The organism is Sphingobium sp. TomTYG72 (genome assembly GCF_055394715.1).
The window spans coordinates 205,154-228,121 of record NZ_AP027336.1 but is presented as its reverse complement, the minus strand read 5'-3'; the positions used below and the strand labels follow the sequence as shown (position 1 = coordinate 228,121).

Here is a 22,968-nt window from a genome sequence, read left to right as displayed (position 1 = left end):
AATTTCATCATGGACGGCAAGAAAATCGTGCTGCTGGTGGGGGCGCTTATCATAGCGGTCACAACAGCTCTTCTCGCGCGCAACATGCTGAGTTCGTCTAGCGCGCCTCAAGCCAACGCTTCCAACATGCCCGTTGCAGCGGATCAGCCTCATGTGCTGGTCGCGACCAAGGCATTGCCGGTCGGCACCATCCTCGACGCGGAAAGCTTCCGCTTCCAGCCCTGGCCCAAGGATCTGGTCGAGCAGGCCTATTATATCCAGGGTCAGGCCGATCCCGCAAAGCTCGTGGGCAGCGTCGTACGCACAGCCATCTCCGCTGGCCAGCCGATGACCGTGGGCTCGGTGATCAAGCCGGGTGAGCGCGGTTTCCTCGCCGCAGCGCTCGGGCCGGGCATGCGCGCTGTCACCGTGCCGGTGTCGGCGCAGAATTCGGTCGCGGGCTTCGTCTTTCCGGGCGATCGCGTCGACCTGATGCTGACGCAGAGCGTCTCGGGCGGCGGCGACGGCGAACCGCTCAAGGTTTCCGAAACCATCCTGCGCAACCTGCGCGTGCTCGCCACCGACCAGCGCATGGACGCGCTGGGCGCGGACGGCAAGCCGGTCGTGCAAACCTATTCCAACGTCACCATCGAAGTGACGCCCAAGATCGCGGAAAAGATCGCGGTGGCGCAGACCATCGGTTCGCTGTCGCTGACGCTGCGGTCGATCGCGGACAATGCGTCCGACCTCGACGCCGCCATCGCCGGCTCTGACGTCGATCTGCCCGATGGCGCCAATCCGAACGCGGAAAAGAAGATCATCGCAAAGCTCGCCGCGCGCCCGGTCGATAAGGGCAGCACCTATTCCACGGGCGCGGACGTATCTCGCTACCAGCGCAGCTCCGTCCCCGCCAAGCCGTTGCAGTCCGCAGGGGTCGCAGTGCCCGCAGGTGGCTCGTCGGCAGCGCCGGGGGGCGTCAGCGGACCGGTTATCCGCATTGCGCGCGGCACCAATGTGACCGTCGTTCCGGTCGGGGGGAAGTAAGATGAAGCGTATCAACCTTCAGGCGGGCAAGAAGGCGGTGAAGCCGCTCATCGCTCCCGCGATCGCGCTGGGCCTCGCCGCCGCCATGGCCGCCGCGCCGACCACCGCGCTCAACGCCGCGCCTTCATCGATGCAGGACAATGCGATCCTGATGTCAGTGGGTGGCAGCAAGGTCATCAATCTGGGCGCAAAGATGTCCGACGTGGTGATCGGCGACCCCAATGTGGTCGACGTCCATGTCCGCGCCCAGAACCAGCTTTACCTGATCGCGAAGGCAGCGGGCGAAACGACCGTCTTTGCCACGGCGACCAACGGCAAGGTGCTGTTTTCCGGCACCGTCCGCGTCGGCAACAACCTGTCGAACATCGACGACATGCTGAAGCTGGCGATGCCCGAGGCCGCTATCGCCGTGAACAAGATGAACGGCATGGTCCTGCTGACCGGCACCGTCGCCGCGCCAGAAGATGCCGCCGAAGCCGAACGGCTGACACAGGCCTTCGTGGGCAAGGAGGTGACCGTGGTCAGCCGCCTGCGCACCGCGACCCCGCTTCAGGTCAACCTTCAGGTCAAGATCGCTGAAGTCAGCCGCGACATAGGCCATCAGATCGGCGCAAATCTAAGGGGTCTGGGGACGGGATCGGGGAGCTTCAGCGGCTACATGAACCGATCGGATCGTGGCTTCGCGACTTCGGGCAGTTTCGTGCCGGGCCTTTCCAACGGCGATATCACTCGCCAATGGACGTTCAACAGCCCAATCGATGGCACCACGTCGCTCGGCTTCGTAGCCAAATTACTAGGCATGGATGTCGCGGGCGCGCTGGACCTTGCCGAATCGAGCGGCCTTGCCACCGCCTTGGCCCAGCCGAACCTGACCGCGCTGTCGGGTGAGACGGCCAGCTTCCTCGCGGGTGGTGAATATCCCTACACCGTCAGCAACGGCACGCAGGGCAACAGCATCGAGTTCAAGCAATATGGCGTGCAGCTGGCCTTCACCCCGACCGTGCTGGCCGATGGCCGCATCTCGCTGCGCGTACGCCCGACCGTGTCCAGCCTCGACTTCTCGGTGAACACCACCGTCCCGGCGCTCAAGAGTCGCACGGCCGAAACCACGGTCGAACTGGGTTCGGGTCAGGCGTTCATGATCGCGGGCCTGCTCAACAACGACACCGCCAACTCGATCAGCAAGACGCCGGGCTTCGGTGAAATCCCGATCCTGGGCAGCCTGTTCAAGTCGCGCCGGTTCCAGCGTCATGAGACCGAACTCGTCATCGTCGTTACCCCTTATCTGGTGAAGCCGATGAACGCGTCCGACGTGCACCTGCCGACCGATGGCTACCGCAATGCCAATGCCGCACAGGGCTTTCTGCTCCAGCAGGGCCATGACGGCGTGAGCGGCGCTCGCAGGCCCATGCCGCGCCGTGAGCCCGGCCCGGCCCCCGCGTCCGGCCCGCAGGCAGCGGCTCCCCGCGACTCAGGCAAGCGTTCGGCGAAAGCCGACGCCGCGCCTGGCTTCAGCTTCTGATCGGAAGGACGACAGTCATGACTTCCCTGTCCGCCAAAAATATCCTCCGCTTCGGCACGCTCGCCCTGTTGGCGCTGCCGCTTGCTGCCTGCAATTCCAGCGTCAATCGCGGCGTTGAATCGGTGCATCAGCCGGTCGTCAGCCACGATGCCTACACCTTCGACGTTCAGGCTGGCCCTGACGGCGCCCTCGCCGCTTCGGAGGCGCGCCGCCTGGAAGATTGGTTCACCTCCATCGGCCTTGGCTATGGCGATCAGGTCGCGATCGTGACCGACGCCTATTACAGCCCGGAACTGCGCGAAGGCATCGCGGACGTTGTCGCTCGTCACGGCATGCTGGTGGGTGAGGACAGCTCCGCCGCCGCAGGCTCCGCGCCTGCTGGCAGCGTCCGCCTGGTGGTGCGTCGTGCGACGGCCCGCGTGCCGGGCTGCCCCGACTGGTCCAGCAGGCAGGAAACCGAATTCCAGCTTGGCACCACCTCCAATTTTGGGTGCGGCGTCAATGGCAACCTCGCCGCGATGGTCGCCAATCCGGAAGATCTGGTGCGCGGCCAGAGCAGCGCAAGCGACCTGCGCACCGCCACTTCGAACCGGGCCATTTCGACCTATCGCGAAAAGACCCCGACCGGGTCGGGCGATCTTAAATCGCTGTCGGGAGGCAACTGATCATGAACGCACCCTGGAAACCTGCCATGTCTGGACAGCGCGACCCCTTCCACGCCTTTGTTTGCGACGATCATAGCCATGACCTGCTGGCCATGGTCGCGGCCGAGATGGGCTGGGCACCGGAAAAGGTGAACAAGGGCGGCATGCGCAATGCCGTGCAGAGCCTGTCGGTCAGCGCCAGCCCGCAAATCCTGTTCGTCGATATGTCCGAAAGCGGCGACCCGCTGAACGACATCAACAGTCTGGCCGAGGTATGCGAGCCCGGCACGGTTGTGATCGCCGCCGGTCAGGTCAATGACGTCCGGCTTTACCGCGACCTCGTCGCCAGCGGCATTCAGGATTATCTGCTGAAACCCTTTGGCGCGGATCAGCTTCGCGACGCGCTGGCACAGGCGCAGGCCGTGTTCTTCGCCCCGCGCGACGCAGGCCCCGAGCGACCGCACCTCACCACAGCCGTCATCGGCACGCGTGGTGGCGTGGGCGCTTCCAGCATTGCGACTTCGCTCGCCTGGCTGCTGAGTGACAAGCAGAAGCGGCCGACCGCGCTGCTCGACCTCGACGTCCACTTCGGCACCAACGCGCTGGCGATGGACCTGGAGCCGGGCCGTGGCCTGACCGACGCGATCGATAACCCCAGCCGTATCGATGGCCTTTTCATCGAACGCGCGATGGTGCGCGCCAGCGACACACTGGCCATCCTGTCGGCCGAAGCGCCCATCAGCCAGCCGATGCTGACCGACGGCGGCGCCTTCTACCAGCTGCTGGAGGAATTCCGCGCCGCTTTCGAATGCAGCGTCGTCGACCTGCCGCGCCATATGCTGATCCAGCATCCGCACCTGATGAGCGACGTGAATGTCGCCGTGGTGGTCACGGAACTGACGCTGGCGGCGGCGCGCGATTCGATCCGCATCCTGTCCTGGTTGAAGAGCAATGCGCCCCAAACGCGCGTGATCGTGGTTGCCAACCGCGTTCACGCGGGCGCCCAGGAAATCAGCCGCAAGGATTTCGAAACCTCGATCGAGCGGAAGGTGGACATCCTCGTGCCGTTCGACCTGCGGATCGCGGCGCAGTCCGCAAAACTCGGCAAGACATTGGCCGAAACCGCCAAGGGCAACAAGGTTGGCGCGGCTTGCATGTCACTGCTCGACGCCATCATTGGGGCCGCCGAGGATGGCGAAGCCACCGATGGCAACCCCGCGAAGAAAAAGGGCGACTCCCTGCTCGGCAAGATCGGCGACCTCCGGGGGCTGATCCCGGCGCGCAAGGACAAGGCCAAGGCCTAGATTTGGTTCTGGCATGCCGTCATCTGGCGGCATGCCCCTTTACGGAACGGGCGATACCATGAGCAATTCCATATTGCTGATCATGCTGCTGACGGCCTTCCTGGGTCTGATAGCGATGGCCTTTGCTGGCCCTTCGGCTGAAAAGGCCAGCAAGCGCCGTGTCGCCCTGATCCGCGAACGTCACAGCGGATCGACCGACGCGCTGATGGAAGCGCGCATGCGCAAGGCCATTTCCAACCGGCAGCCGGGCAGCGAGATGAAGATGCTCGTGTCGCTGGTTCCCAACCCGGAAAATCTGGCCAAACGTATCCGCATGACCGGCAAGAAATGGACGGTCAGCCAATATATGACCTCCTGCGCCTTCATTGCGCTGGGCATGTGCGCCTTTCTGTTCGTGCGCGGCTTCGCGCCGCTGCTCGCCATCATGATGAGCCTGGCGGCAGGGCTTGCGCTGCCGCACATGTGGGTCGGCCGCCTGATCAACAAGCGGGTGATGCAGTTCACCATGAAATTCCCGGACGCGCTCGAGCTGTTGACGCGCGGTCTGCGATCGGGCCTGCCCATCACCGAGACCCTGGGCGTCGTGGCAAGCGAAGTGCCCGGCCCGGTGGGCGAGGAATTCAAGCTGATCACCGAACGCATCAAGATCGGCAAGACGATGGATCAGGCGTTGCAGGAAACGGCCGATCGCCTCGGCACGCCGGAATTCCAGTTTTTCGTCATCAGCCTCGCGATCCAGCGGGAAACGGGCGGCAACCTTGCCGAAACCCTTTCCAACCTAGCGACCGTGCTGCGTCAGCGCGCCCAGATGAAGCTGAAGATTCGCGCCATGTCGTCAGAATCCAAGGCATCGGCCTACATTATCGGCGCGTTGCCGTTCCTTGTGTTCGGCATGATCTGCTACATCAACTTCGGTTACATGCACCCCTTCTTCACGCCTGATCCGGCGGGCCTTTTCGGCCTGTCGACAATGCAGGTCGTCGGTCTGGGCGGCATGTGCTGGATGGGGATAGGCGTCTTCATCATGGCGCAGATGATCAACTTCGAAATCTGACGGGGGAAAGAAAGACATGGAAACCGCTTCCCCCGCCGGCACCCTTTTCGGCATGTCCGCCACGGACTTCGGCACCTTGCTGGCCGCCATGGCGACGCTGGCCATGCTGTTCGTGCTGTACACGGTGATGACCGTGCGCGACCCGATGGCAAAGCGGGTCAAGGCGCTCAACGAACGGCGCGAACAGTTGAAGGCGGGGATTACCGCCTCCACTGCGCGTCGCCGCGCCAAGCTGGTCAAGAAGAGCCAGACGACCGATCAGATGCGGTCATTCCTGTCCAGCCTGAAGGTGCTGCAGGACGACCAGCTGAAGGAGGCACAGCTGAAGCTCGCGCAGGCGGGCATCCGGTCGAAGGATTTGGCGGTCGCCGTCATCTTCGGCCGCATGGTGCTGCCGATCGCCATCGGCGGTCTGGCCGCGCTGCTGCTCTATGGTGTCGGCATCTATCCCGACTGGGGCGGCGGCAAGCGTTTCATGGCCTTCGCCGTAGCACTGCTGCTGGCCTACAAGGCGCCCGACATCTTCATCGACAACAAGATCCAGAAGCGCTCCGCCGCGATCCGCAAGGGGTTGCCCGACGCGCTCGACCTGCTCGTCATCTGCGCCGAGGCGGGTCTGACCGTCGATGCCGCCTTCAGCCGCGTCGCCAAAGAATTGGGCAAGGCCTATCCCGAGCTGGGTGACGAGTTCCAACTGACGGCGATCGAACTCAGCTTCCTGACCGAACGGCGCATGGCCTTCGAAAATCTCGCGAACCGCGTAAAGCTGGACGCGATCAAGGGCGTGGTCACGACCATGATCCAGACCGAGAAATACGGCACGCCGCTCGCTTCTGCTCTGCGCGTGCTATCCGCCGAATTCCGCCACGAACGCATGATGCGCGCCGAGGAAAAGGCCGCGCGCCTGCCTGCCATCATGACTGTGCCGCTCATTCTGTTCATTCTGCCGACGCTGTTCGTCGTGATCCTTGGCCCTGCGGCCTGCTCGATCAGCACGGCCTTCTGAGACACTCTAAAAAGGGGAGGTAGGGGGACGTCCGAAGGGGCGCCCCCTTTTCTTGTCCGGTCTGTTCGTTTCTCGACAGCGCTCGAAACGAACGGGGTGTTCGGGTCAATCCCCTAGGATCACATCCACCCCGGCCCGCGCGTGGATCGCCGTGCCGTCATAGATGGGCAGGACGTTCGCCTTCACATCGACGATCATTTCCAGTTCGGTGCAGGCAAGGATCGCCGCCTGCACATTCTCCTTGGCAATGTCGGTCAGTTCCGAGCGCATATAGCGTTCGGATTCGCGGCTGACCTTGCCGATCGTCAGTTCCTCATAAACGATGCGGTCGATCCGCTCGGCGAGTTCCAGGTCCGCAGGTAGCAGGGAAATGCCGTGGCCAACCAGCCGCTGCCGGTAGAATTTCTCGGTCATGACGTTGCGGGTGCCGATCAAGGCGCCCCTTTGCACGCCGTCCGCCTTCATCTTGCGGCCGACCGCGTCGGCGATGTGGATGATCGGCGTATCCACCCCGCCCTGCACTTCTTCATAGACGCGGTGCATGCTGTTGGCGCAGATCAGCAGCGCCTTTGCCCCGGCCTGCTCCAGCCGCCGGGCGGACGCGGTCAGCACTTGCGCGGCATGCGCCCACTCCTCCTCCGTGGCGGAGCGGCCGATGTCGGCGAAGTCAAGACTTTCGATCAGCAGGGGCGCGCTGTGCTGCCCGCCCTTCGCGCGGTAGACCGCCTGATTGATGATCTGATAATAACGTGCCGTCGATGTCCAGCTGAGACCGCCGATCAGGCCGAGCTTCTGCATGGTGCGTCTTTACCCCAATTGCCGTCCGGGGGTGCCCCGGCGTCTGTCCGCTTCAGCGTTACGGACGGGCCTGCGCGTCGGCAAGCCCCTTCCCGCGCGCGCCACCGCATAAGCGTAGCGTAATTCCCGTTCCCGCCGCTCCGCCAAGCCCTCCGGCAACGGCCAGGCCCATATTTTCCAGCAGAAAAGCGAAGGCTGCGGCGGCCCAGCCGACCATGCCGATGCCGATCGCAAGCAACGCCATATTTCCACCCCCACGCCTCAGCAGCGCGGCGACAGCAGCGGTACAGGCACCACTTCCCGCCAGTGCCACCGCGCCAAGAGCCAGCAAATGGCGCGTCGCGACATCGGCGCTCCCCTCATCAACCAGTCCGAAGGCGAAGGGATTGAGCCAGGCGGCGGCGGCGGCGGAAATCATCGCCGCTCCCGCAAACCCGGCGAAAATCGTCAGCAGCACCGTCAATCGGCTTTCCGGCCATTCCCGTCCGAGCAACAGGCCAACCGCCCCGCCGATCAGCAGCGCGCCGATGATCTCCGGCCCGTTCAGCACATCCATGTCATAGACGGCGGCTGCGGACAGGATCACCGTCCCTGCCAAAGCCGCCTGGCGCCGCCGCCTGCCCGCGACGGTCCCCAGTGGCCATAGCGCGAAAACGAACAGCGCCGCCGCCACGGTCTGAGCAAGGATGATCGCGTCAAAGCTCAGGCTCACGGGCGTTTCGCTGCCTGTTGCGATTTTTCAGCCCGGCGCGTCGCGACATAGCCGCCGCAAAAGGTAGCGCTGGCAAGAATGAGGGCGATCAGGCTCAGATAGCGCGCCCAACTGCTGCTCACTTCTGCCGCGACCACCAGCGTTCCGGCAATGCCAGCGGTGATAAGCAGGAATAGCGGTACAATTCGGCTGTTCAGCTCGTCCATCGACAGGCGCCATGCGGCTGTCGCACCAACCGCGCAGGCAAGCAGGATATAGAAGAGGAGAAGCCCGCTCATTCCTGCCTTCTGAAGGTCATGTTGAGGCCGTTCGAAACGGAGATCCGCACGGTGGGGCCGCCGCTACTGCTAGGCCCCCAAAACGAAGACCTCCTCCCCCGCGCAAGGCACGGGAGAGGAACAGCCGCTTATTGCAATCGGTCGCTGACGACCTTGCCGCCCTGCGTCAGGCGGATGGCGTTGCCGATTTCCTCGTCCAGCACCGGCGCATTCTGGTCCTTGTTCCAGAAAGCCGAGAGGAAATTATAGAGGTTGCGGGCAAACAGCGCCGAAGCATCGGCGGCCAGGCGCGAGGGTACGTTCTTGTGCCCGACGATCTTCACGCCATGACGCTCGACCACCTGGCCCAGCACCGCGCCTTCGACATTGCCGCCCTGTTCGACAGCAAGGTCGACGATCACGCTACCCGGCTTCATCGTCGCGATCTGCGCGTCGGTGATGAGGCGCGGGGCGGGCTTGCCCGGAATCAGCGCTGTGGTGATGACGATGTCCTGCTTGGCGATGTGGCTGGACACCAGTTCGGCCTGCGCCTTCTGGTAATCCTCGGACATTTCGGTGGCATAGCCGCCCTTGCCTTCGCCCTCGATACCCGCGACGCTTTCGACGAAAACCGCCTTCGCGCCAAGGCTTTCGATCTGCTCCTTGGTGGCGGAGCGCACGTCGGTCGCCGACACCTGCGCGCCCAGCCGCTTGGCCGTGGCGATCGCCTGAAGCCCGGCGACGCCCACGCCCATGACGAACGCCTTGGCCGGGGAGATCGTCCCTGCCGCCGTCATCATCATCGGGAAAGCGCGGCCATATTCGGCCGCAGCGTCCAGCACCGCCTTGTAGCCAGCGAGGTTCGATTGCGAAGACAGGATGTCCATCGACTGAGCGCGGGTGATGCGCGGCATGAATTCCATCGCCAGCGCCTCATAACCCGCCGATGCATAGGCATCGACACGCGCGCGCTCGACAAAGGGGTTGAGGCCCGCGACGATCCACGCGCCGGGCTTCGCGCCTGTAATGGTCGCGACGTCCGGCCCCTGAACGCCCAGGATGATGTCCGCGCCCGCCACCGTCGCAGTGCGATCGGCAATCGTTGCACCCAGCGCGGCATAATCGGCATCAGCGATGGCGGCGGTCAGGCCTGCGCCTGCTTCCACCGCGACATCAGCGCCCAGCGCCTTGAACTTCTTGACGGTTTCCGGCGTACCGGCCACCCGGCGCTCACCCTCGGCAAGCTCCTTGATAATCGCGATCTTCATCGACATCCCCCTCGCGGCACCAATCTCAGCTGGAGATCAGCAGGACGACGATCGCAGCCAGCACCACGCATGCGATGGTGCCCCACTTCACGAGGGACACGAACCCCGAATAGGTCTGGGTCGCGCTCTCCATATTTCCTTCTGACGCCATTTCCATTCCCTTAGTCGCCTGTGTTTTTAAGCGCGCCCCTCTTATCGACAAGGTTCTCCCCCCTCAACCTCGAAACAGAGGAAGAAAAACTTTCCGGTTAAGGGCGCCTTTACCCCCTTGGGCTAGGCTGGCGCCACCGAACAAGAAGAGGGGTAAGATGGCGCGCGACGGCGTTCCCATGCTGATGCTGATCGATGAAGAGCCTGCCCAGCGCAGGCTTGTGTCGGCGCTCGCCGCACGCGCCGGGTGGCGCACGATCTTCGCGAGTGACGGCGACATGGCGATCGCCATGCTCGGCACGCAGGACGGCATGCGGCTCGACGCGGTGCTGCTCGATCAATGGATTCCGGGTCCGGAAGCCACCGGCCTCGTCCGCGAATTGCGCAGCCGCCGCCCTGCGCTGCCCATATTGATTCTGACCGCGCATAACAGTGTTGCGGTTGCCGTCGATGCAATGCGCGCTGGTGCGACGGACTATCTGGCCAAGCCGGTCGCGCCCGAAAGGCTGCTCGCCGCGCTCAACGCCACCCTGTCGCAGGAGCATGGCAAGGGCGAGCTGCGCCCGCTCACGGAGAAGATTTCCGCCGCCCTGTCGTTCGAGGATGTGGTCGGCGCCGCGCCGCAATTCCGCGCCGCCCTCGCCATCGCGGCAAAGGCGGCGCGCGCCCGCGTGCCCGTCCTGATCGAAGGCGAAAGCGGCGTCGGCAAGGATGTCATCGCCCGCGCCATTCACGCCGCCTCACCCCGCCACAAACAGGCGATGGTCACGGTCAATTGCGGGGCCATCCCCGCGAATCTCGTCGAATCGGACCTGTTCGGCCATGAGCGCGGCGCCTTCACCGGCGCCTTCGAGCGCCAGGTCGGCAAGTTCGTCACCGCCGACATGGGCACGATCTTCCTCGATGAAGTCAGCGAAATGCCGCTCGACGCTCAGGTAAAGCTGCTGCGCGTCCTGCAGGATGGCGAAGTACAACCCCTCGGTGCGCGCAGGCCGGTCCATGTCGATGTGCGGATCATCGCCGCGACCAACAAGCGGCTGGTCGAAGAAATCGAAGCGGGCCGCTTCCGCGAGGACCTCTATTATCGCCTGAACGTCGTGCAGCTGACCATCCCGCCGCTGCGGGAACGGATCGGCGACGTGCCCGCGCTCTGCCGCCATCTGCTGGCCCGCATCGCCACCCAGCCGGGCCTTCGCGGCCTGGGCCTCACCGACGATGCGCTCGCGCTGCTGATGCAGCATGAATGGCCTGGCAATGTGCGCCAGCTTCAGAACGCCCTCTTCCGCGCCGCCGTCCTGTGCGAAGGCGACGCCCTGACGCCGCAGGATTTCCCGCAGATCGCCGCGCATATCCGGACGCGCGCCAGTGGCGAGCCGCTCCATCCCCGCCTGCGCACCGTGCCGCAGACTCACCGGGAAGCGGCAGGCATCACCCTGTTCGAAGGCGACGGCCATGTCCGCCAGCTCGCGGAGATCGAAGCGGACGTGATCCGCCTCGCCATCGGCCATTATCGCGGCCGCATGACGGAGGTTGCCCGCCGCCTCGGTATCGGCCGATCGACCCTTTACCGCAAGCTCGCCGAACTCGGGATCGACAGCGCCGCCTGAACGCCCGTCGCGGCGTAGCGCTCATCCGCCGCTCGGCATCGTTGCGACGTTGAAATGTCGGGCCGCCTATGCTTTGGACAGGGCATGAAAAAGCTCAGCCAAGCCGCCCTCCTCTCCCTCCTCCTGCTGGCCGCCTGCGGGCGCGCCGAGCCGGTGGAGGATATGCCGAGCCAGGAAGAACTGGCCGCCGCAGCCAATGCCGCCGCAGCCAAGGCGCTGGCGGAGGGCAAGGCGGAGGCCGCCGAGAACCGCAACTATGTGAATGACGATCGCGGCTTTTCGGTCAGCTTCCCCGAAGGCTGGGAACAGGATGCCGCCGCAAGCACCCCCGACGGCACGGTCTTTCAGGACCCCGGCGCAGGCGCGGACGTCCGCGTCTTCTGGCAACGCAATGGAGAACAGCAGACGCTCCAGCAGGTCGTCCAGTCGATGAGCAGCGGTTCAGAAGGCGTCGATGGCGACTTCATCGGCGACAATGAATATCGCGGTACGGCCAATGATGGCGAGGGTAACAATGTCGCCGTCCGCCTGCTGGGCCAGCCGGACGGGGGGATCGTTACCGCCACCTTCGTTTACCCGGAGATGCTGAGCGAACAATATCAGCCGATCGCGAAGAAGGTGCTGGATAGCTTGCGTGTTTTTGCGGCGAAGGGGGCGGCGCCTGCGGAAGCCGGGAAAGCGGCCAACGCTACGGAGCGATAGAGGCCATATCTCCCCTCCCGCAGGCGTTCAAACGAGGCACGTGACTCGTTTGAAGGGCCGGGGGTGGGCCTGCGCAACGCCAGATTTACATTTTGAGGTAAGCCCAGAAGCTCGCTTCGCTCGCGCCCACCCCTAACCCCTCCCGCAAGCGGGAGGGGGATGTTTCAGACTTGCCCCAAAATCCGTCATGCCAGCGCAAGCTGGCATCTCCATCGATAGCGCTCAACCCAGCCTCACGAGATCCCCTGAGTTCACGGAACAAGTGCAACACCTGCTAGGGTGTTGTTGCGATGGGACAGAGATATGGCCAGCTCAGCCTTGAGGAGCGGATCGAGATTTACCGCCTGCATGCAGGCGGTAAATCGCAAAGAGCCATAGCGGCGCATCTCGGGCGGGCACCGGCTACGATCAGCCGCGAACTGCGGCGCAACAGCGTGCGAACCAAGGTCTGGCCCGGTGGCTATGAGCCTGTCCGCGCCCAGCAGCTTGCCGAACGCAGGCGCCGATGGGATTGCCGCTTCAAGCTGGAACGCCAACCGGACCTGCGCGGCCTTGTGAGGGACGGCCTTGCGATGGGATGGTCCCCCGAGCAGATCGCAGGCCGATTGACGCGCGAACATGGTCGCACCCTCATCAGCCCTGAGTCAATCTACCGCTTCATCTATCACCGTTCGGCACAGAAGGATTACTGGCATCGCCTGCTGCCACGCGCCCGGCACAGGCGCGGTCACCCTGTCCCTACCGGCGGGAGCATGCTCGACATCATCAAGCATCGCCGCCCCTTGACCGAGCGCCCGCCCGACGCCGATGATCGGCAAAGCCCAGGCCATTGGGAAGCCGATTTCATGCTGTTTGCCTGCTATGGCCAGGCCATCCTCGTCGCCCATGAACGCGCCTCCCGGTTCACGATCATCCACCGGCCACAGGATCGAAAGGCCCGCAGAACCGCAGGCCATCTGGCGGACATGCTGGCCGACCTGCCCAAAACCCTCCGGCGCTCCATCGCTTTCGACAATGGACCCGAGTTCGCCCGGCATCACCAGCTCGCAAACCAGATCGGTATCCAGACCTTCTTCTGCGATGTCCGTTCACCCTGGCAAAAAGGCGGCGTCGAAAATGCCATCGGACGCCTCCGCCGCAGCCTGCCGCGCAAAACCAACCTCGATGCCATCACCCCCGATGACATCCTCGCTGCCATACAGCGATACAATCATACGCCAAGAAAATGCCTCGACTTCCTTACTCCCGCAGAGGCATTCTCACGCTTCAATCCAAATGTTGCACTTCAAACGTGAATCTACATCCCAGCGTCCGCTGGGATGACGGCGTTAACAGGCAATCACACCCCACACCCATCAACCCATCACCGCCTCAGCCCTCGCAACGAGCGCCCGGGCCTCCTCGACATGCATCCCCTCGATCATGCGCCCCTCGAACCGCTCAGCTCCACCTGTCGCCGCCTCGATCAAGCGCCGTGCGTCAGCAACCGCCTGCGCATCCGGCCCGAACACCTGATTGGCGACCGGCACCTGGCTCGGGTGGATCAGCGTCTTCCCGTCGAAACCAAGGGCATGCCCGGCGGCGCATTCCGCTTCGAACCCCGCTTCATCGTCCAGCCGGTTGAACACGCCATCGAATACCGCGATCCGCGCCGCTCGCGCGTTCAGTATCACTGACTGCAAGGCGAAGCTCAGCCCTTCCCGACCCGCGGAAGGAGGAATGCCAAGGTCCTGCCGCAGGTCATTGGTGCCCATGAACAGCCCAGCCGTGCCCTCCTCCGCCGCGATCGACGTGGCGGCAAGAACGCCAGCCGCGCTTTCGATCATGGCGATGACCGGCTTCTGGCAGACGCTGAACACGTCGCGCACCTGCTTGGCGTTTTCGACCTTGGGCAGGATGACATAGTCTGCGGCGGAACGCTTGACCGCGATCATTTCCGGGCCGTGCCACGGCGTCCCTTCGGCATTGATCCGCACGGCGCACAGCCGCTTGCCAAAGCCTTCCGCCGCCGCTTCCACGGCATTGGCGCGCGCCTCCTCCTTGCGATCGTCGGGCACCGCATCTTCCAGGTCCAGCATGACCATATCGCAGGACAGCGTACGCACCTTGGCGATGGCGCGCTTGTTCGACGCTGGCAGAAACAGCAGCGATCGGGCGTGGCGCAGCAACATGGCAGGTCTCCTGTATGGCCCAACCGCCTTCGTGACGGTTTGACTTTCCCCGTTAACGAATCCGCGTCATAGTCAAGCGCTTCTTAAGGGGGAAAAAGATGCTGACGACCTTCGCGCTAACGGTGACCTTCCTGGTGCTCTTCTATCTGGCCGTGAGCGTCAAGGTAGTGCGTCAGGGCTATCAATATACCATAGAACGCTTCGGCCGTTTTACCGAAGTCGCCCGCCCCGGCCTCAATTTCTACCCCGCGTTCTTCTACGCCGTTGGCCGCAAGATCAACATGATGGAGCAGGTCGTCGACATTCCGGGGCAGGAGATCATCACCAAGGACAATGCCATGGTGTCGGTCGATGGCGTCGTCTTCTTCCAGGTGCTGGACGCCGCGAAGGCCGCCTATGAAGTCTCCGAGCTTTACGTCGCGATCATGCAGCTTGCGACCACCAACCTGCGCACCGTCATGGGCTCGATGGACCTCGACGAAACCCTGTCGAAGCGCGACGAGATCAACGCCCGCCTGCTCTCGGTCGTCGATCATGCCACCAACGCCTGGGGCATCAAGATCACCCGCGTGGAGCTGAAGGACATCCGCCCGCCCGCCGACATCGTCAACGCCATGGGCCGCCAGATGAAGGCGGAACGCGAAAAGCGCGCGCTGATCCTGGAATCGGAAGGTTTGCGCGCTTCTGAAATCCTGAAAGCCGAAGGCCAGAAGCAGAGCCAGATCCTGGAAGCCGAAGGCCGCCGCGAAGCCGCCTTCCGCGACGCCGAAGCCCGCGAGCGCGAGGCCGAAGCCGAAGCGAAGGCGACGCAGATGGTCTCCGAAGCCATCGCATCGGGCAACGCGCAGGCGATCAACTATTTCGTCGCACAGAAATATGTCGAGGCCGTAAGCCAGTTCGCCACCTCCCCCAATGCCAAGACCATCCTGTTCCCGGTCGAGGCGACCCAGCTGATCGGCACGCTGGGCGGCATCGGCGCGCTCGCCAAGGAAGCGCTCGGCGGTGACGGCGCGCCAACCTCGCCCCCCGCTCCGCCCCGCCGCAGCCCCTTCGCGCAGGGTCAGGGCTGATGGACTGGCTCGGCATGCTGGACGATCATTGGGGCTGGCTGGTCTTCGCCGCCCTGCTCGGCGTCGCTGAAGTAATGATCCCCGGCGTGTTCCTGATCTGGGTCGCGCTGGCGGCGGCGGTGACGGGGCTGATCGCGCTGCTGTTGCCGGTATCCGTACCGGTACAATTGCTGATCTTCGCCCTGCTCTGCCTCGTGTCGGTCTGGGGCGGTCGCCGCTGGTATGCCGCCAATCCGGTGGGCTCACAGGACCCCCTCCTCAATGATCGGACGGCGAGGCTGATCGGCGAGGTCGTGCTGGTGGTCGAACCGATCGAAGCAGGCCATGGCCGCGTCAAAGTGGGCGACAGCGTCTGGTCCTGCCGAGGCCCCGACGCGCCGGCGGGGAGCCGGGTACGCGTGGTCGGTGCGGAGGCGTCGGTGCTACAGGTGGAATTGGCCTGAGGTGTCATTCCCCCTTCCGCTAGCGTTCAAACGAGGCACGTGACTCGTTTGAAGGGGTTAGGGGGTGGGCTGGCGCAACATCTGCCTTGTTATGTGAGACATAACCCAGAAGCTCGCTCCGCTCGCGCCGACCCCTAGCCCTGCCGCTCGCGGGAGAGGAATGTCTTTGATGGGTGGGGAAGCGGACATTTATCCTCCCCATCGGCAGATGGGGAGGGGGACCGTTCGCGAAGCGAATGGTGGAGGGGAAATCTCGCAGGTCGTGCCACTTTCCCCTCCACCAGCCTGCGGCTGGTCCCCCTCCCCACGCTTCGCGCAGGGAGGATTTGGAATGACCAAAAATGGTCGTTAACGGACCCTCCTCACTTCGTCATGCCAGCGCAAGCTGGCATGTAGATTCACGTTTGAAGTGCAACATTTGGATTGAAGCGTGAGAATGCCTCTGCGGGAGTAAGGAAGTCGAGGCATTTTCTTGGCGTATGATTGTATCGCTGTATGGCAGCGAGGATGTCATCGGGGGTGATGGCATCGAGGTTGGTTTTGCGCGGCAGGCTGCGACGCAGGCGTCCGATGGCATTTTCGACGCCGCCTTTTTGCCAGGGTGATCGGACATCGCAGAAGAAGGTCTGGATGCCGATCTGGCTTGCGAGCTGGTGATGCCGGGCGAACTCGGGTCCATTGTCAAAGGCGATGGAGCGTCGGAGGGTTTGGGGCAGGTCGGCCAGCATGTCCGCCAGATGGCCTGCGGTTCTGCGGGCCTTTCGATCCTGTGGCCGGTGGATGATCGTGAACCGGGAGGCGCGTTCATGGGCGACGAGGATGGCCTGGCCATAGCGGGCAAAGAGCATGAAATCGGCTTCCCAATGGCCTGGGCTTTGCCGATCATCGGCGTCAGGAGGGCGCTCGCTCAAGGAGCGGCGATGCTTGATGATGTCGAGCATGCTCCCGCCGGTAGGGACAGGGTGACCGCGCCTGTGCCGGGCGCGCGGCAGCAGGCGGTGCCAATAATCCTTCTGTGCCGAACGGTGGTAGATGAAGCGGTAGATTGACTCAGGGCTGATGAGGGTGCGACCGTGCTCGCGCGTCAATCGGCCTGCGATCTGCTCGGGGGACCATCCCATCGCAAGGCCGTCCCTCACAAGGCCGCGCAGGTCCGGTTGGCGTTCCAGCTTGAAGCGGCAATCCCCATCGGCGCCTGCGTTCGGCAAGCTGCTGGGCGCGGACAGGCTCATAGCCACCGGGCCAGACCTTGGTTCGCACGCTGTTGCGCCGCAGTTCGCGGCTGATCGTAGCCGGTGCCCGCCCGAGATGCGCCGCTATGGCTCTTTGCGATTTACCGCCTGCATGCAGGCGGTAAATCTCGATCCGCTCCTCAAGGCTGAGCTGGCCATATCTCTGTCCCATCGCAACAACACCCCTAGCAGGTGTTGCACTTGTTCCGTGAACTCAGGGGATCTCAGTCGATGGCGCTCGGCCAACCCTCACAAGATCCCAGCTTTCGCTGGGATGACCGAAGTGTAGTGATTACAAATGGCCTTGCGCAGAGGTTCGCCCATACCCAAACAAAAAGGGCCAGCGTCGCCGCCAGCCCTCTCGTACCACTGATCTCCGCCCACTTACCCGACGAAGGCGCGCTCAATCACGAAAGCCCCCGGCGCCGCATTAGAGCCCTCAACAAAACCTTCGCCCTCGAAGAACGCAGCGAACTGCTTGATCATCTCCATGCTGCCGCACATCATCACACGGTCAGTTTCCGGGTTGAACTTCTTGTCACCCGAGATGCCTTCGAACAGCGCCCCGCTTTCGACCAGCTTGTCGATCCGCACATTGTTGCGGAACGGCTCGCGCGTGACGGTCGGCACATAATGGAACTGGTTGGCGGCCTGCTCCGACACCAGCGGGTCTTCCGCCAGCTTGCCGGTCATCTCGTCATGGAAGGCAAGGTCGCTGACCCGGCGGACGGAGTGGACGACGACAACCTCTTCATAAAAGTCGTACACGTCCGGATCGCGCGCCAGGCTGAGGAAGGGCGCCAGGCCGGTGCCGGTCGACAGCATGAACAGCCGCTTGCCCGGCAGCAGCGCGTCAGTCACCAGCGTACCGGTCGGCTTGCGGCCCAGATAGATCTGGTCGCCCGGCTGGATCAGCTGGAGCTTGGACGTCAGAGGCCCGTCCTGCACCTTGATCGACAGGAACTCCAATTCCTCGTCCCACGCAGGGCTGGCCACGGAATAGGCGCGCAACAGCGGCTTGCCATTGTCGCCCTGCAACCCGATCATCACGAACTCGCCCGAACGGAAGCGGAAGCTTGCCGGGCGGCTGATGCGGAAGCTGAACAGATGCTCGTTCCAATGCCGCACCGACAGCACGGTTTCGACAGTCAGGGCGCCGGTCGGCTCCAGTACCGGCTTTTCGATCGTCACGTCGCTCAAAACCTTGTCTCCTGCCAAATCCACTGCGCCAACGTCCGGTCAGGACGCCAGTTGCGTGGCTTTCGCAATAAGTGATTGCGGCGCGAATGCCTTTTCGGCCCCGCCAAGGCAAGGTGAAAAAACTTTCATGGCCGATAGCTGACGATCATGCCCCGCCAGCTTCAGCCCTATTTTCAGCCGAACAGCCCCTTGGCGAGGCGGCTGAGTTCGCCGATCGGGCTGCCGTCGCCATCACTGTCGAACAGGCCGCCAAGCTTGCCTAAAATTGCCTCGGGGCCGCCGAACTGCGCAAACAATTCCTGCAACTTGTCCGCCGACACGCCATGCTCCGCCGCCGTGGTCGCCAGCGCCGCGACATCGGTTTCGCCAGCAGCGATCTTGCCGCCAATCTCGGTCATCAACGCCTGCATCTGCTCGGCCGAAAGCCCCAGCTTCGCCGCCACTGCTTCCAATCCGCCCACGCTGTTTATCAGTTGGTCAAACATCGCCATAATCCCGTTGAATTGGGCACCAGAATAGCACCGCAAGCCGCCGCCCGAAAGCAAAAGAGCCGGAAGCATTGCCCCCGGCTCTTTTTCAACCTTTGAAAGCGGGCAGCCCGCTTGTCAGGCCGCCGTCAGCGCAGCCTGCCGCACCGATGCATCGACATGATCTTCGAACTGGGCGAAATTGTCGACGAACTGCTTCACCAGCTTGCCCGCCGTCTCGTCATAGGCGGCCTTGTCGGACCAAGTCGCACGCGGATCGAGAATGGTCGCATCAACGCCCGGCACCGCGACCGGCACCTCAAACCCGAAATTGGGATCGATCCGGAACTCGACATCATTAAGGCTGCCGTCCAGCGCCGCGTTCAGCAGAGCGCGCGTCACCTTGATCGGCATGCGCTTGCCAACGCCATATTTGCCGCCGGTCCAGCCAGTGTTGACCAGCCAGCAGGTCACGCCGCCCTTGTTGATCCGATCCTTCAGCAGGTTGCCGTAGATCGAAGGGTGACGCGGCATGAACGGCGCGCCAAAGCAGGTGGAGAAGGTCGCCGAAGGCTCGGTAACGCCGATTTCCGTACCCGCGACGCGCGCGGTGTAGCCCGACAGGAAGTGATACATGGCCTGATCCGGGGTCAGCCGCGCGATCGGCGGCAGAACGCCATAGGCATCGGCGGTCAGGAAGATGATGTTCTTGGGCACCGGACCCAGATTCTTTTCCGACGCATTCGGGATGAAGTCGATCGGGTAGGAACCACGGCTGTTTTCAGCCAGGCTATTGTCGTCGAGGTCGATTTCGCGCGTATCCTCGTCGATCACGACATTTTCGAGCACTGTGCCGAAACGCTTGGTGGTGGCGAAGATCTCCGGCTCGGCCTCGGCCGACAGGTTGATCATCTTGGCATAGCAGCCGCCTTCGAAATTGAAGACCGCCGTGTCCGACCAGCCATGCTCGTCATCGCCGATCAACGTGCGGCTGGCATCAGCCGACAGCGTCGTCTTGCCGGTGCCCGAAAGGCCGAAGAACACCGCCGTATCGCCGTTCGGGCCGATATTGGCCGAACAGTGCATCGGCATCACGCCCTTGGTCGGCAGCAGATAGTTGAGGATGCCGAAGACCGACTTCTTCATTTCGCCGGCATATTTGGTGCCACCGATCAGGATCAGCTTTTCGGTGAAATTGACCGCGATCACCGTTTCGCTGCGCGACCCATGACGCGCCGGGTCAGCCCGGAAGGTCGGCAGATCGATGATGGTATATTCAGGGGCAAAGCCGCTCAACTCTTCCTGGCCGGGACGCACAAGCAGCGTGCGGATGAACAGATTGTGCCAGGCGAGTTCGTTGATGACGCGAACCTTGACGCGATGCTCGGGCTGCGAACCGCCGAACAGGTCGGCGACGTAGAGCTTGCTCTTTTCGCCCAGCGCCTTGAAGAAATCTTCCTTCAGCGCGGCGAAATGCTCGGGCGTCATGGGCACGTTGGTCTTGCCCCACCACACCGTCGATTCGGTTTCGGCATCCTTGACGATAAACTTGTCATTGGCCGAACGGCCAGTGTGCTTGCCGGTCTTCACGACCAGCGGGCCATCCTTCGACAGGATGCCCTCACCATTTGCGATGGCAGCTTCAACGAGCGGCGCGGTGCCGAGATTCCAATATTGTTCAGCGGTCGTGGAAATGCCCTGCTGATCCAGGGTAATTGGGGATTTGGCCTGCACGCCTTAGCTCCTGATGTGATTACTCCGGCTCGCCAACAACGAACGCTTGCGACCGATCCGCTGCCAGCGCCGCTCTCCCTTGTGAGCTGCGACATTCCTGCAGATGGGAGGCCCAATAAGCCTTTGCACCCCCAGCGTCAAATCCCGCCAGCAAGCCGTTTGTCCCAGATTAGGGGATGAAAACCGCATAATTGCCCACCTACCCCTTTCTTGCGAGCGCGACAGGCATCGTCTAACGCTGGACAGGAAGGCCTGAGCAGGGCGGCCAAGATCATTGGGAAGAAGCATGACTCCAACCATCGCCCTTGTGGATGATGACAAGAATATCCTGACTTCCGTGTCCATCGCGCTGCAGGCCGAAGGGTTCATGACGCGCCTCTATTCGGACCCGGAGGCGGCGTTGAAGGCACTGCTCGACAATCCGGCCGATCTTGCCGTGTTCGACATCAAGATGCCGGGCATGGACGGCCTGGAACTGCTCCGGCGCCTGCGCGAAAAAAGCCAGATGCCGGTGATCTTCCTTACTTCCAAGACTGATGAACTGGACGAAGCGCTGGGCCTCGCCATGGGCGCCGACGATTATATCGCAAAGCCCTTTTCCCAGCGCCTGCTGATCGCCCGCATCCGCGCCATCCTGCGCCGGGCGGAGGTGGGCCGGTTGGCCGACGCCAGTGACGAGCCCGCGGCCGACCCGATCATACGCGGACGGCTTGAAATGGACCCCGCCCGCCATCGCGTCAAATGGATGGGCCAGGACGTCACGCTGACCGTTACCGAATTCCTGATCCTTGAAACGCTCGCGGCGCGCCCCGGCGTCGTCAAAAATCGCAACCAGTTAATGGATGCGGCGTATCAGGATGACGTCTATGTCGATGACCGAACCATCGACAGCCACATCAAGCGGCTCCGCCGCAAATTCCGTGAGGCCGATCCTGAATTCAACGCAATCGATACGCTCTATGGCGCCGGATACCGATTCTCCGAAGAGTGATCTGCGGGACGGTGGGTTGCGCTGGTCGGGCCGGATCAGCCTGACGCCGCGCATCCTGGCAGTCAACGTGTTCGCGCTGGCCCTGCTGGCGGGCGGCTTCTTCTATCTGGACAGCTATCGCACCCGGATCGTGGACGCGCGCCTCGACCAGTCCGCGCGCGAATTGAAGCTGCTGGCGATCGGCCTGGAGACGGCACCGGCCGAACGGCACAATGCGCTGATCGCCGCCTATGCCAGGCAGACGCGCGACCGCGTTCGCCGCTATGGCCCGGACGGACGGCTGATCGCCGACAGCTTTACGATGGATGCTCCTCGTTATCGGCTGACCCTGCCGTCGGAAGAAGGGTGGCGGCGCCATGTCGCGCGTTTTCTGGACAAGGCGGTGGACCGCGTCGTCTTCGCCGACCGGCCGGCCAATTTCGAAGAGCCCGCCGTGGATCGCGCCGATGCCTGGCCGGAGCTGCTGCTCGCCCGCAAGACAGGCCAGCCGCAAGCGATGAACCGCTATGCGCCCGACCGCACCTTCATGATCTCGGCCGCGACGAGCATGAAGGATGGCGGCAGCCTCCTCGCGACCGAAAACGCCCGCGACATCACCCGGACGGTGCGCGCCGAGCGGCTGAGGCTGGGCATCGTCATTGCCACGGCCGTGCTGGCATCAGTGCTGCTGTCGCTGTTCCTCGCCCGGACCATCGTCCAGCCGCTCCAACGCCTTGCCCGCGCTGCCGTGCGCGTTCGTCTTGGCCGCGCGCGGGAGGTCACGGTGCCCCGCCTGCCCGAACGGCGCGACGAAATCGGCATGCTCGCCCGCGCGCTGTCCGACATGAGCCACGCGCTACGCCAGCGGATCGACGCCACCGACGCCTTCGCCGCCGATGTGAGCCATGAGCTTAAAAACCCCATCGCCTCGCTCCGCTCCGCCCTCGACGCGCTGGAACGGATCGATAAGCCGGAGCTGCGCGATCAGCTGATGGCGATAGCCCAGGATGACGTGCGGCGGCTGGACCGGCTCGTCACCGACATTGCCGAAGCCTCCCGCATCGACGCGCAGCTTTCCCGCACGCGGTTCGAGCCGATTGACCTTGGCCTGCTGATCGAACGCATGGTGGTGGCGCGCGAGGCACGGGGCGTTCCGCGTGGCGTCCGCCTCGCCTTTGCCCGCCCGCGCAAGGATGTCGCCGTCGTCCTTGGCGAGGAGCAGCGCCTGCTCCGCGTGCTCGACAATCTGATCGATAACGCCATCTCCTTTTCGCCCGATGGCGGATTGGTACAGATCGTCGCGACCGTCGCCGATCATGAGGTGCTGGTGAGCGTGGAGGATGAAGGCCCCGGCGTGCCCGAGTCCGAACGCGAGCATGTCTTCCGCCGCTTCCACAGCGTCCGCCCGGAAACGGAGGGCTTCGGCAAGCATTCGGGCCTTGGCCTCGCCATAGCCCGGTCTATCGTCGAAGGCCATCAGGGGAAAATCAGCATCGCCGATCGCGAAGATAATCAGCGCGGCGCCTGCTTCATGCTGCGCCTGCCCATGGGTGTCGAACGCGACCCCGGCATTGTCTCGGAATAGGACGGCTGCCCGAAGTTTTTGACCTTTGCGTGAATTCTTTGCGTCAATT

The 22,968-nt window shown here is 63.5% G+C and carries 22 protein-coding genes and 1 pseudogene; 13 read left to right on the top strand and 10 right to left on the bottom strand.

Annotated features, from left to right (window positions below):
• Positions 1–9: 9 nt before the first annotated feature.
• The 6 genes from cpaB to ACZ5U1_RS01200 are packed head-to-tail and all read left to right on the top strand — an operon-like array spanning position 10 to position 6,553.
• Entirely contained in the window at positions 10–1,023 is a 1,014-nt protein-coding gene (gene cpaB / locus ACZ5U1_RS01225; RefSeq protein ID WP_464779024.1) for a Flp pilus assembly protein CpaB, read from the top strand.
• Position 1,024: 1 nt separating this feature from the next.
• Positions 1,025–2,545, top strand: coding sequence for a type II and III secretion system protein family protein (locus ACZ5U1_RS01220; RefSeq protein WP_464779023.1), 1,521 nt, complete (start codon positions 1,025–1,027; stop codon positions 2,543–2,545).
• A 17-nt stretch (positions 2,546–2,562) separates the two neighbouring features.
• Entirely contained in the window at positions 2,563–3,210 is a 648-nt protein-coding gene (locus ACZ5U1_RS01215; protein WP_464779022.1) for a CpaD family pilus assembly protein, read from the top strand.
• 2 nt (positions 3,211–3,212) lie between these two features.
• A complete protein-coding gene (locus tag ACZ5U1_RS01210) occupies positions 3,213–4,493 on the top strand; it encodes an AAA family ATPase (protein ID WP_464779021.1) in 1,281 nt (426 codons plus the stop codon).
• 58 nt (positions 4,494–4,551) lie between these two features.
• On the top strand, positions 4,552–5,547 hold the full coding sequence (locus ACZ5U1_RS01205; protein ID WP_464779020.1) for a type II secretion system F family protein: 996 nt from the start codon (positions 4,552–4,554) through the stop codon (positions 5,545–5,547).
• A gap of 16 nt (positions 5,548–5,563) precedes the next feature.
• Complete coding sequence (locus ACZ5U1_RS01200; RefSeq protein WP_464779019.1) at positions 5,564–6,553, top strand: type II secretion system F family protein; 990 nt, start codon at positions 5,564–5,566, stop codon at positions 6,551–6,553.
• A gap of 105 nt (positions 6,554–6,658) precedes the next feature.
• On the opposite strand, the gene ACZ5U1_RS01195 is transcribed toward ACZ5U1_RS01200, so the two are convergent.
• From ACZ5U1_RS01195 to ACZ5U1_RS01175, 5 genes are all read right to left on the bottom strand, one after another.
• Positions 6,659–7,351 (bottom strand): aspartate/glutamate racemase family protein, encoded by a 693-nt coding sequence (locus tag ACZ5U1_RS01195; protein WP_464779018.1) that lies wholly within the window; start codon positions 7,349–7,351, stop codon positions 6,659–6,661.
• A gap of 58 nt (positions 7,352–7,409) precedes the next feature.
• The gene (locus ACZ5U1_RS01190) at positions 7,410–8,063 is read right to left on the bottom strand and encodes an NAD(P)(+) transhydrogenase (Re/Si-specific) subunit beta (protein WP_464779017.1); all 654 of its coding nucleotides are present in this window, start codon (positions 8,061–8,063) and stop codon (positions 7,410–7,412) included.
• Positions 8,060–8,341 carry a proton-translocating transhydrogenase family protein gene (locus ACZ5U1_RS01185; protein ID WP_464779016.1) on the bottom strand — a complete coding sequence of 94 codons (282 nt, stop codon included), beginning with the start codon at positions 8,339–8,341 and terminating at the stop codon, positions 8,060–8,062. Before ACZ5U1_RS01185 ends, ACZ5U1_RS01190 begins: the two co-directional genes overlap by 4 nt.
• A 128-nt stretch (positions 8,342–8,469) precedes the next feature.
• The gene (locus ACZ5U1_RS01180; protein ID WP_464779015.1) at positions 8,470–9,588 is read right to left on the bottom strand and encodes an NAD(P) transhydrogenase subunit alpha; all 1,119 of its coding nucleotides are present in this window, start codon (positions 9,586–9,588) and stop codon (positions 8,470–8,472) included.
• A gap of 25 nt (positions 9,589–9,613) precedes the next feature.
• Positions 9,614–9,739, bottom strand: coding sequence for an aa3-type cytochrome c oxidase subunit IV (locus ACZ5U1_RS01175; RefSeq protein WP_464779014.1), 126 nt, complete (start codon positions 9,737–9,739; stop codon positions 9,614–9,616).
• A 157-nt stretch (positions 9,740–9,896) separates the two neighbouring features.
• Between ACZ5U1_RS01175 and ACZ5U1_RS01170 the strand changes: the two genes are divergently transcribed.
• The 3 genes from ACZ5U1_RS01170 (at position 9,897) to ACZ5U1_RS01160 (ending at position 13,342) form a co-directional block, all read left to right on the top strand.
• Complete coding sequence (locus ACZ5U1_RS01170; RefSeq protein ID WP_464779013.1) at positions 9,897–11,345, top strand: sigma-54-dependent transcriptional regulator; 1,449 nt, start codon at positions 9,897–9,899, stop codon at positions 11,343–11,345.
• Positions 11,346–11,429: 84 nt separating this feature from the next.
• Entirely contained in the window at positions 11,430–12,047 is a 618-nt protein-coding gene (locus tag ACZ5U1_RS01165; protein WP_464779012.1) for a hypothetical protein, read from the top strand.
• Positions 12,048–12,337: 290 nt separating this feature from the next.
• Entirely contained in the window at positions 12,338–13,342 is a 1,005-nt protein-coding gene (locus ACZ5U1_RS01160; RefSeq protein WP_464779011.1) for an IS30 family transposase, read from the top strand.
• Positions 13,343–13,402: 60 nt separating this feature from the next.
• Here the strand turns inward: ACZ5U1_RS01160 and ACZ5U1_RS01155 are convergent, their stop codons facing one another.
• Positions 13,403–14,218: an HpcH/HpaI aldolase/citrate lyase family protein gene (locus ACZ5U1_RS01155; protein WP_464779010.1), complete on the bottom strand. Its 816-nt coding sequence runs from the start codon at positions 14,216–14,218 to the stop codon at positions 13,403–13,405.
• Positions 14,219–14,316: 98 nt separating this feature from the next.
• Here ACZ5U1_RS01155 and ACZ5U1_RS01150 point away from each other — a divergent pair, with 98 nt between their 5' ends.
• Both ACZ5U1_RS01150 and ACZ5U1_RS01145 read left to right on the top strand, forming a co-directional pair.
• Positions 14,317–15,288 carry an SPFH domain-containing protein gene (locus ACZ5U1_RS01150; protein ID WP_464779009.1) on the top strand — a complete coding sequence of 324 codons (972 nt, stop codon included), beginning with the start codon at positions 14,317–14,319 and terminating at the stop codon, positions 15,286–15,288.
• Positions 15,288–15,731, top strand: coding sequence for an NfeD family protein (locus tag ACZ5U1_RS01145; RefSeq protein ID WP_464779008.1), 444 nt, complete (start codon positions 15,288–15,290; stop codon positions 15,729–15,731). Before ACZ5U1_RS01150 ends, ACZ5U1_RS01145 begins: the two co-directional genes overlap by 1 nt.
• A 398-nt stretch (positions 15,732–16,129) precedes the next feature.
• Here ACZ5U1_RS01145 and ACZ5U1_RS01140 read toward each other — a convergent pair.
• The 4 genes and pseudogenes from ACZ5U1_RS01140 to ACZ5U1_RS01125 all read right to left on the bottom strand — a co-directional run bounded on the left by ACZ5U1_RS01140 (position 16,130) and on the right by ACZ5U1_RS01125 (position 20,364).
• Positions 16,130–17,135: pseudogene (locus ACZ5U1_RS01140) on the bottom strand (IS30 family transposase).
• 212 nt (positions 17,136–17,347) lie between these two features.
• Positions 17,348–18,163: a ferredoxin--NADP reductase gene (locus ACZ5U1_RS01135; protein ID WP_449471277.1), complete on the bottom strand. Its 816-nt coding sequence runs from the start codon at positions 18,161–18,163 to the stop codon at positions 17,348–17,350.
• Between the two features lie 173 nt (positions 18,164–18,336).
• Positions 18,337–18,654, bottom strand: a complete 318-nt coding sequence (locus tag ACZ5U1_RS01130; RefSeq protein WP_464779007.1) for a hypothetical protein — start codon at positions 18,652–18,654, stop codon at positions 18,337–18,339.
• Positions 18,655–18,768: 114 nt separating this feature from the next.
• On the bottom strand, positions 18,769–20,364 hold the full coding sequence (locus ACZ5U1_RS01125; RefSeq protein ID WP_464779006.1) for a phosphoenolpyruvate carboxykinase: 1,596 nt from the start codon (positions 20,362–20,364) through the stop codon (positions 18,769–18,771).
• A gap of 286 nt (positions 20,365–20,650) precedes the next feature.
• On the opposite strand from ACZ5U1_RS01125, the gene ACZ5U1_RS01120 reads away from it, so the two are divergent.
• Positions 20,651–21,355, top strand: coding sequence for a response regulator (locus ACZ5U1_RS01120; protein ID WP_464779005.1), 705 nt, complete (start codon positions 20,651–20,653; stop codon positions 21,353–21,355).
• Complete coding sequence (locus tag ACZ5U1_RS01115) at positions 21,324–22,919, top strand: sensor histidine kinase (RefSeq protein WP_464779004.1); 1,596 nt, start codon at positions 21,324–21,326, stop codon at positions 22,917–22,919. The genes ACZ5U1_RS01120 and ACZ5U1_RS01115 overlap by 32 nt, the downstream gene beginning before the upstream one ends.
• Positions 22,920–22,968: the final 49 nt, after the last annotated feature.

What these genes read in the sequence shown, in the direction of transcription:
- ACZ5U1_RS01130 (WP_464779007.1), bottom strand. Translation starts at nt 18,654, where the DNA reads ATGGCGATGTTTGACCAACTGATAAACAGCGTGGGCGGATTGGAAGCA.
- ACZ5U1_RS01150 (WP_464779009.1), top strand. Translation starts at nt 14,317, where the DNA reads ATGCTGACGACCTTCGCGCTAACGGTGACCTTCCTGGTGCTCTTCTAT.
- ACZ5U1_RS01120 (WP_464779005.1), top strand. Translation starts at nt 20,651, where the DNA reads ATGACTCCAACCATCGCCCTTGTGGATGATGACAAGAATATCCTGACT.
- ACZ5U1_RS01170 (WP_464779013.1), top strand. Translation starts at nt 9,897, where the DNA reads ATGGCGCGCGACGGCGTTCCCATGCTGATGCTGATCGATGAAGAGCCT.
- ACZ5U1_RS01215 (WP_464779022.1), top strand. Translation starts at nt 2,563, where the DNA reads ATGACTTCCCTGTCCGCCAAAAATATCCTCCGCTTCGGCACGCTCGCC.
- ACZ5U1_RS01220 (WP_464779023.1), top strand. Translation starts at nt 1,025, where the DNA reads ATGAAGCGTATCAACCTTCAGGCGGGCAAGAAGGCGGTGAAGCCGCTC.
- ACZ5U1_RS01200 (WP_464779019.1), top strand. Translation starts at nt 5,564, where the DNA reads ATGGAAACCGCTTCCCCCGCCGGCACCCTTTTCGGCATGTCCGCCACG.
- ACZ5U1_RS01205 (WP_464779020.1), top strand. Translation starts at nt 4,552, where the DNA reads ATGAGCAATTCCATATTGCTGATCATGCTGCTGACGGCCTTCCTGGGT.
- cpaB (WP_464779024.1), top strand. Translation starts at nt 10, where the DNA reads ATGGACGGCAAGAAAATCGTGCTGCTGGTGGGGGCGCTTATCATAGCG.
- ACZ5U1_RS01155 (WP_464779010.1), bottom strand. Translation starts at nt 14,218, where the DNA reads ATGTTGCTGCGCCACGCCCGATCGCTGCTGTTTCTGCCAGCGTCGAAC.
- ACZ5U1_RS01145 (WP_464779008.1), top strand. Translation starts at nt 15,288, where the DNA reads ATGGACTGGCTCGGCATGCTGGACGATCATTGGGGCTGGCTGGTCTTC.
- ACZ5U1_RS01165 (WP_464779012.1), top strand. Translation starts at nt 11,430, where the DNA reads ATGAAAAAGCTCAGCCAAGCCGCCCTCCTCTCCCTCCTCCTGCTGGCC.
- ACZ5U1_RS01115 (WP_464779004.1), top strand. Translation starts at nt 21,324, where the DNA reads ATGGCGCCGGATACCGATTCTCCGAAGAGTGATCTGCGGGACGGTGGG.
- ACZ5U1_RS01185 (WP_464779016.1), bottom strand. Translation starts at nt 8,341, where the DNA reads ATGAGCGGGCTTCTCCTCTTCTATATCCTGCTTGCCTGCGCGGTTGGT.
- ACZ5U1_RS01160 (WP_464779011.1), top strand. Translation starts at nt 12,338, where the DNA reads ATGGGACAGAGATATGGCCAGCTCAGCCTTGAGGAGCGGATCGAGATT.
- ACZ5U1_RS01195 (WP_464779018.1), bottom strand. Translation starts at nt 7,351, where the DNA reads ATGCAGAAGCTCGGCCTGATCGGCGGTCTCAGCTGGACATCGACGGCA.
- ACZ5U1_RS01180 (WP_464779015.1), bottom strand. Translation starts at nt 9,588, where the DNA reads ATGAAGATCGCGATTATCAAGGAGCTTGCCGAGGGTGAGCGCCGGGTG.
- ACZ5U1_RS01210 (WP_464779021.1), top strand. Translation starts at nt 3,213, where the DNA reads ATGAACGCACCCTGGAAACCTGCCATGTCTGGACAGCGCGACCCCTTC.
- ACZ5U1_RS01175 (WP_464779014.1), bottom strand. Translation starts at nt 9,739, where the DNA reads ATGGCGTCAGAAGGAAATATGGAGAGCGCGACCCAGACCTATTCGGGG.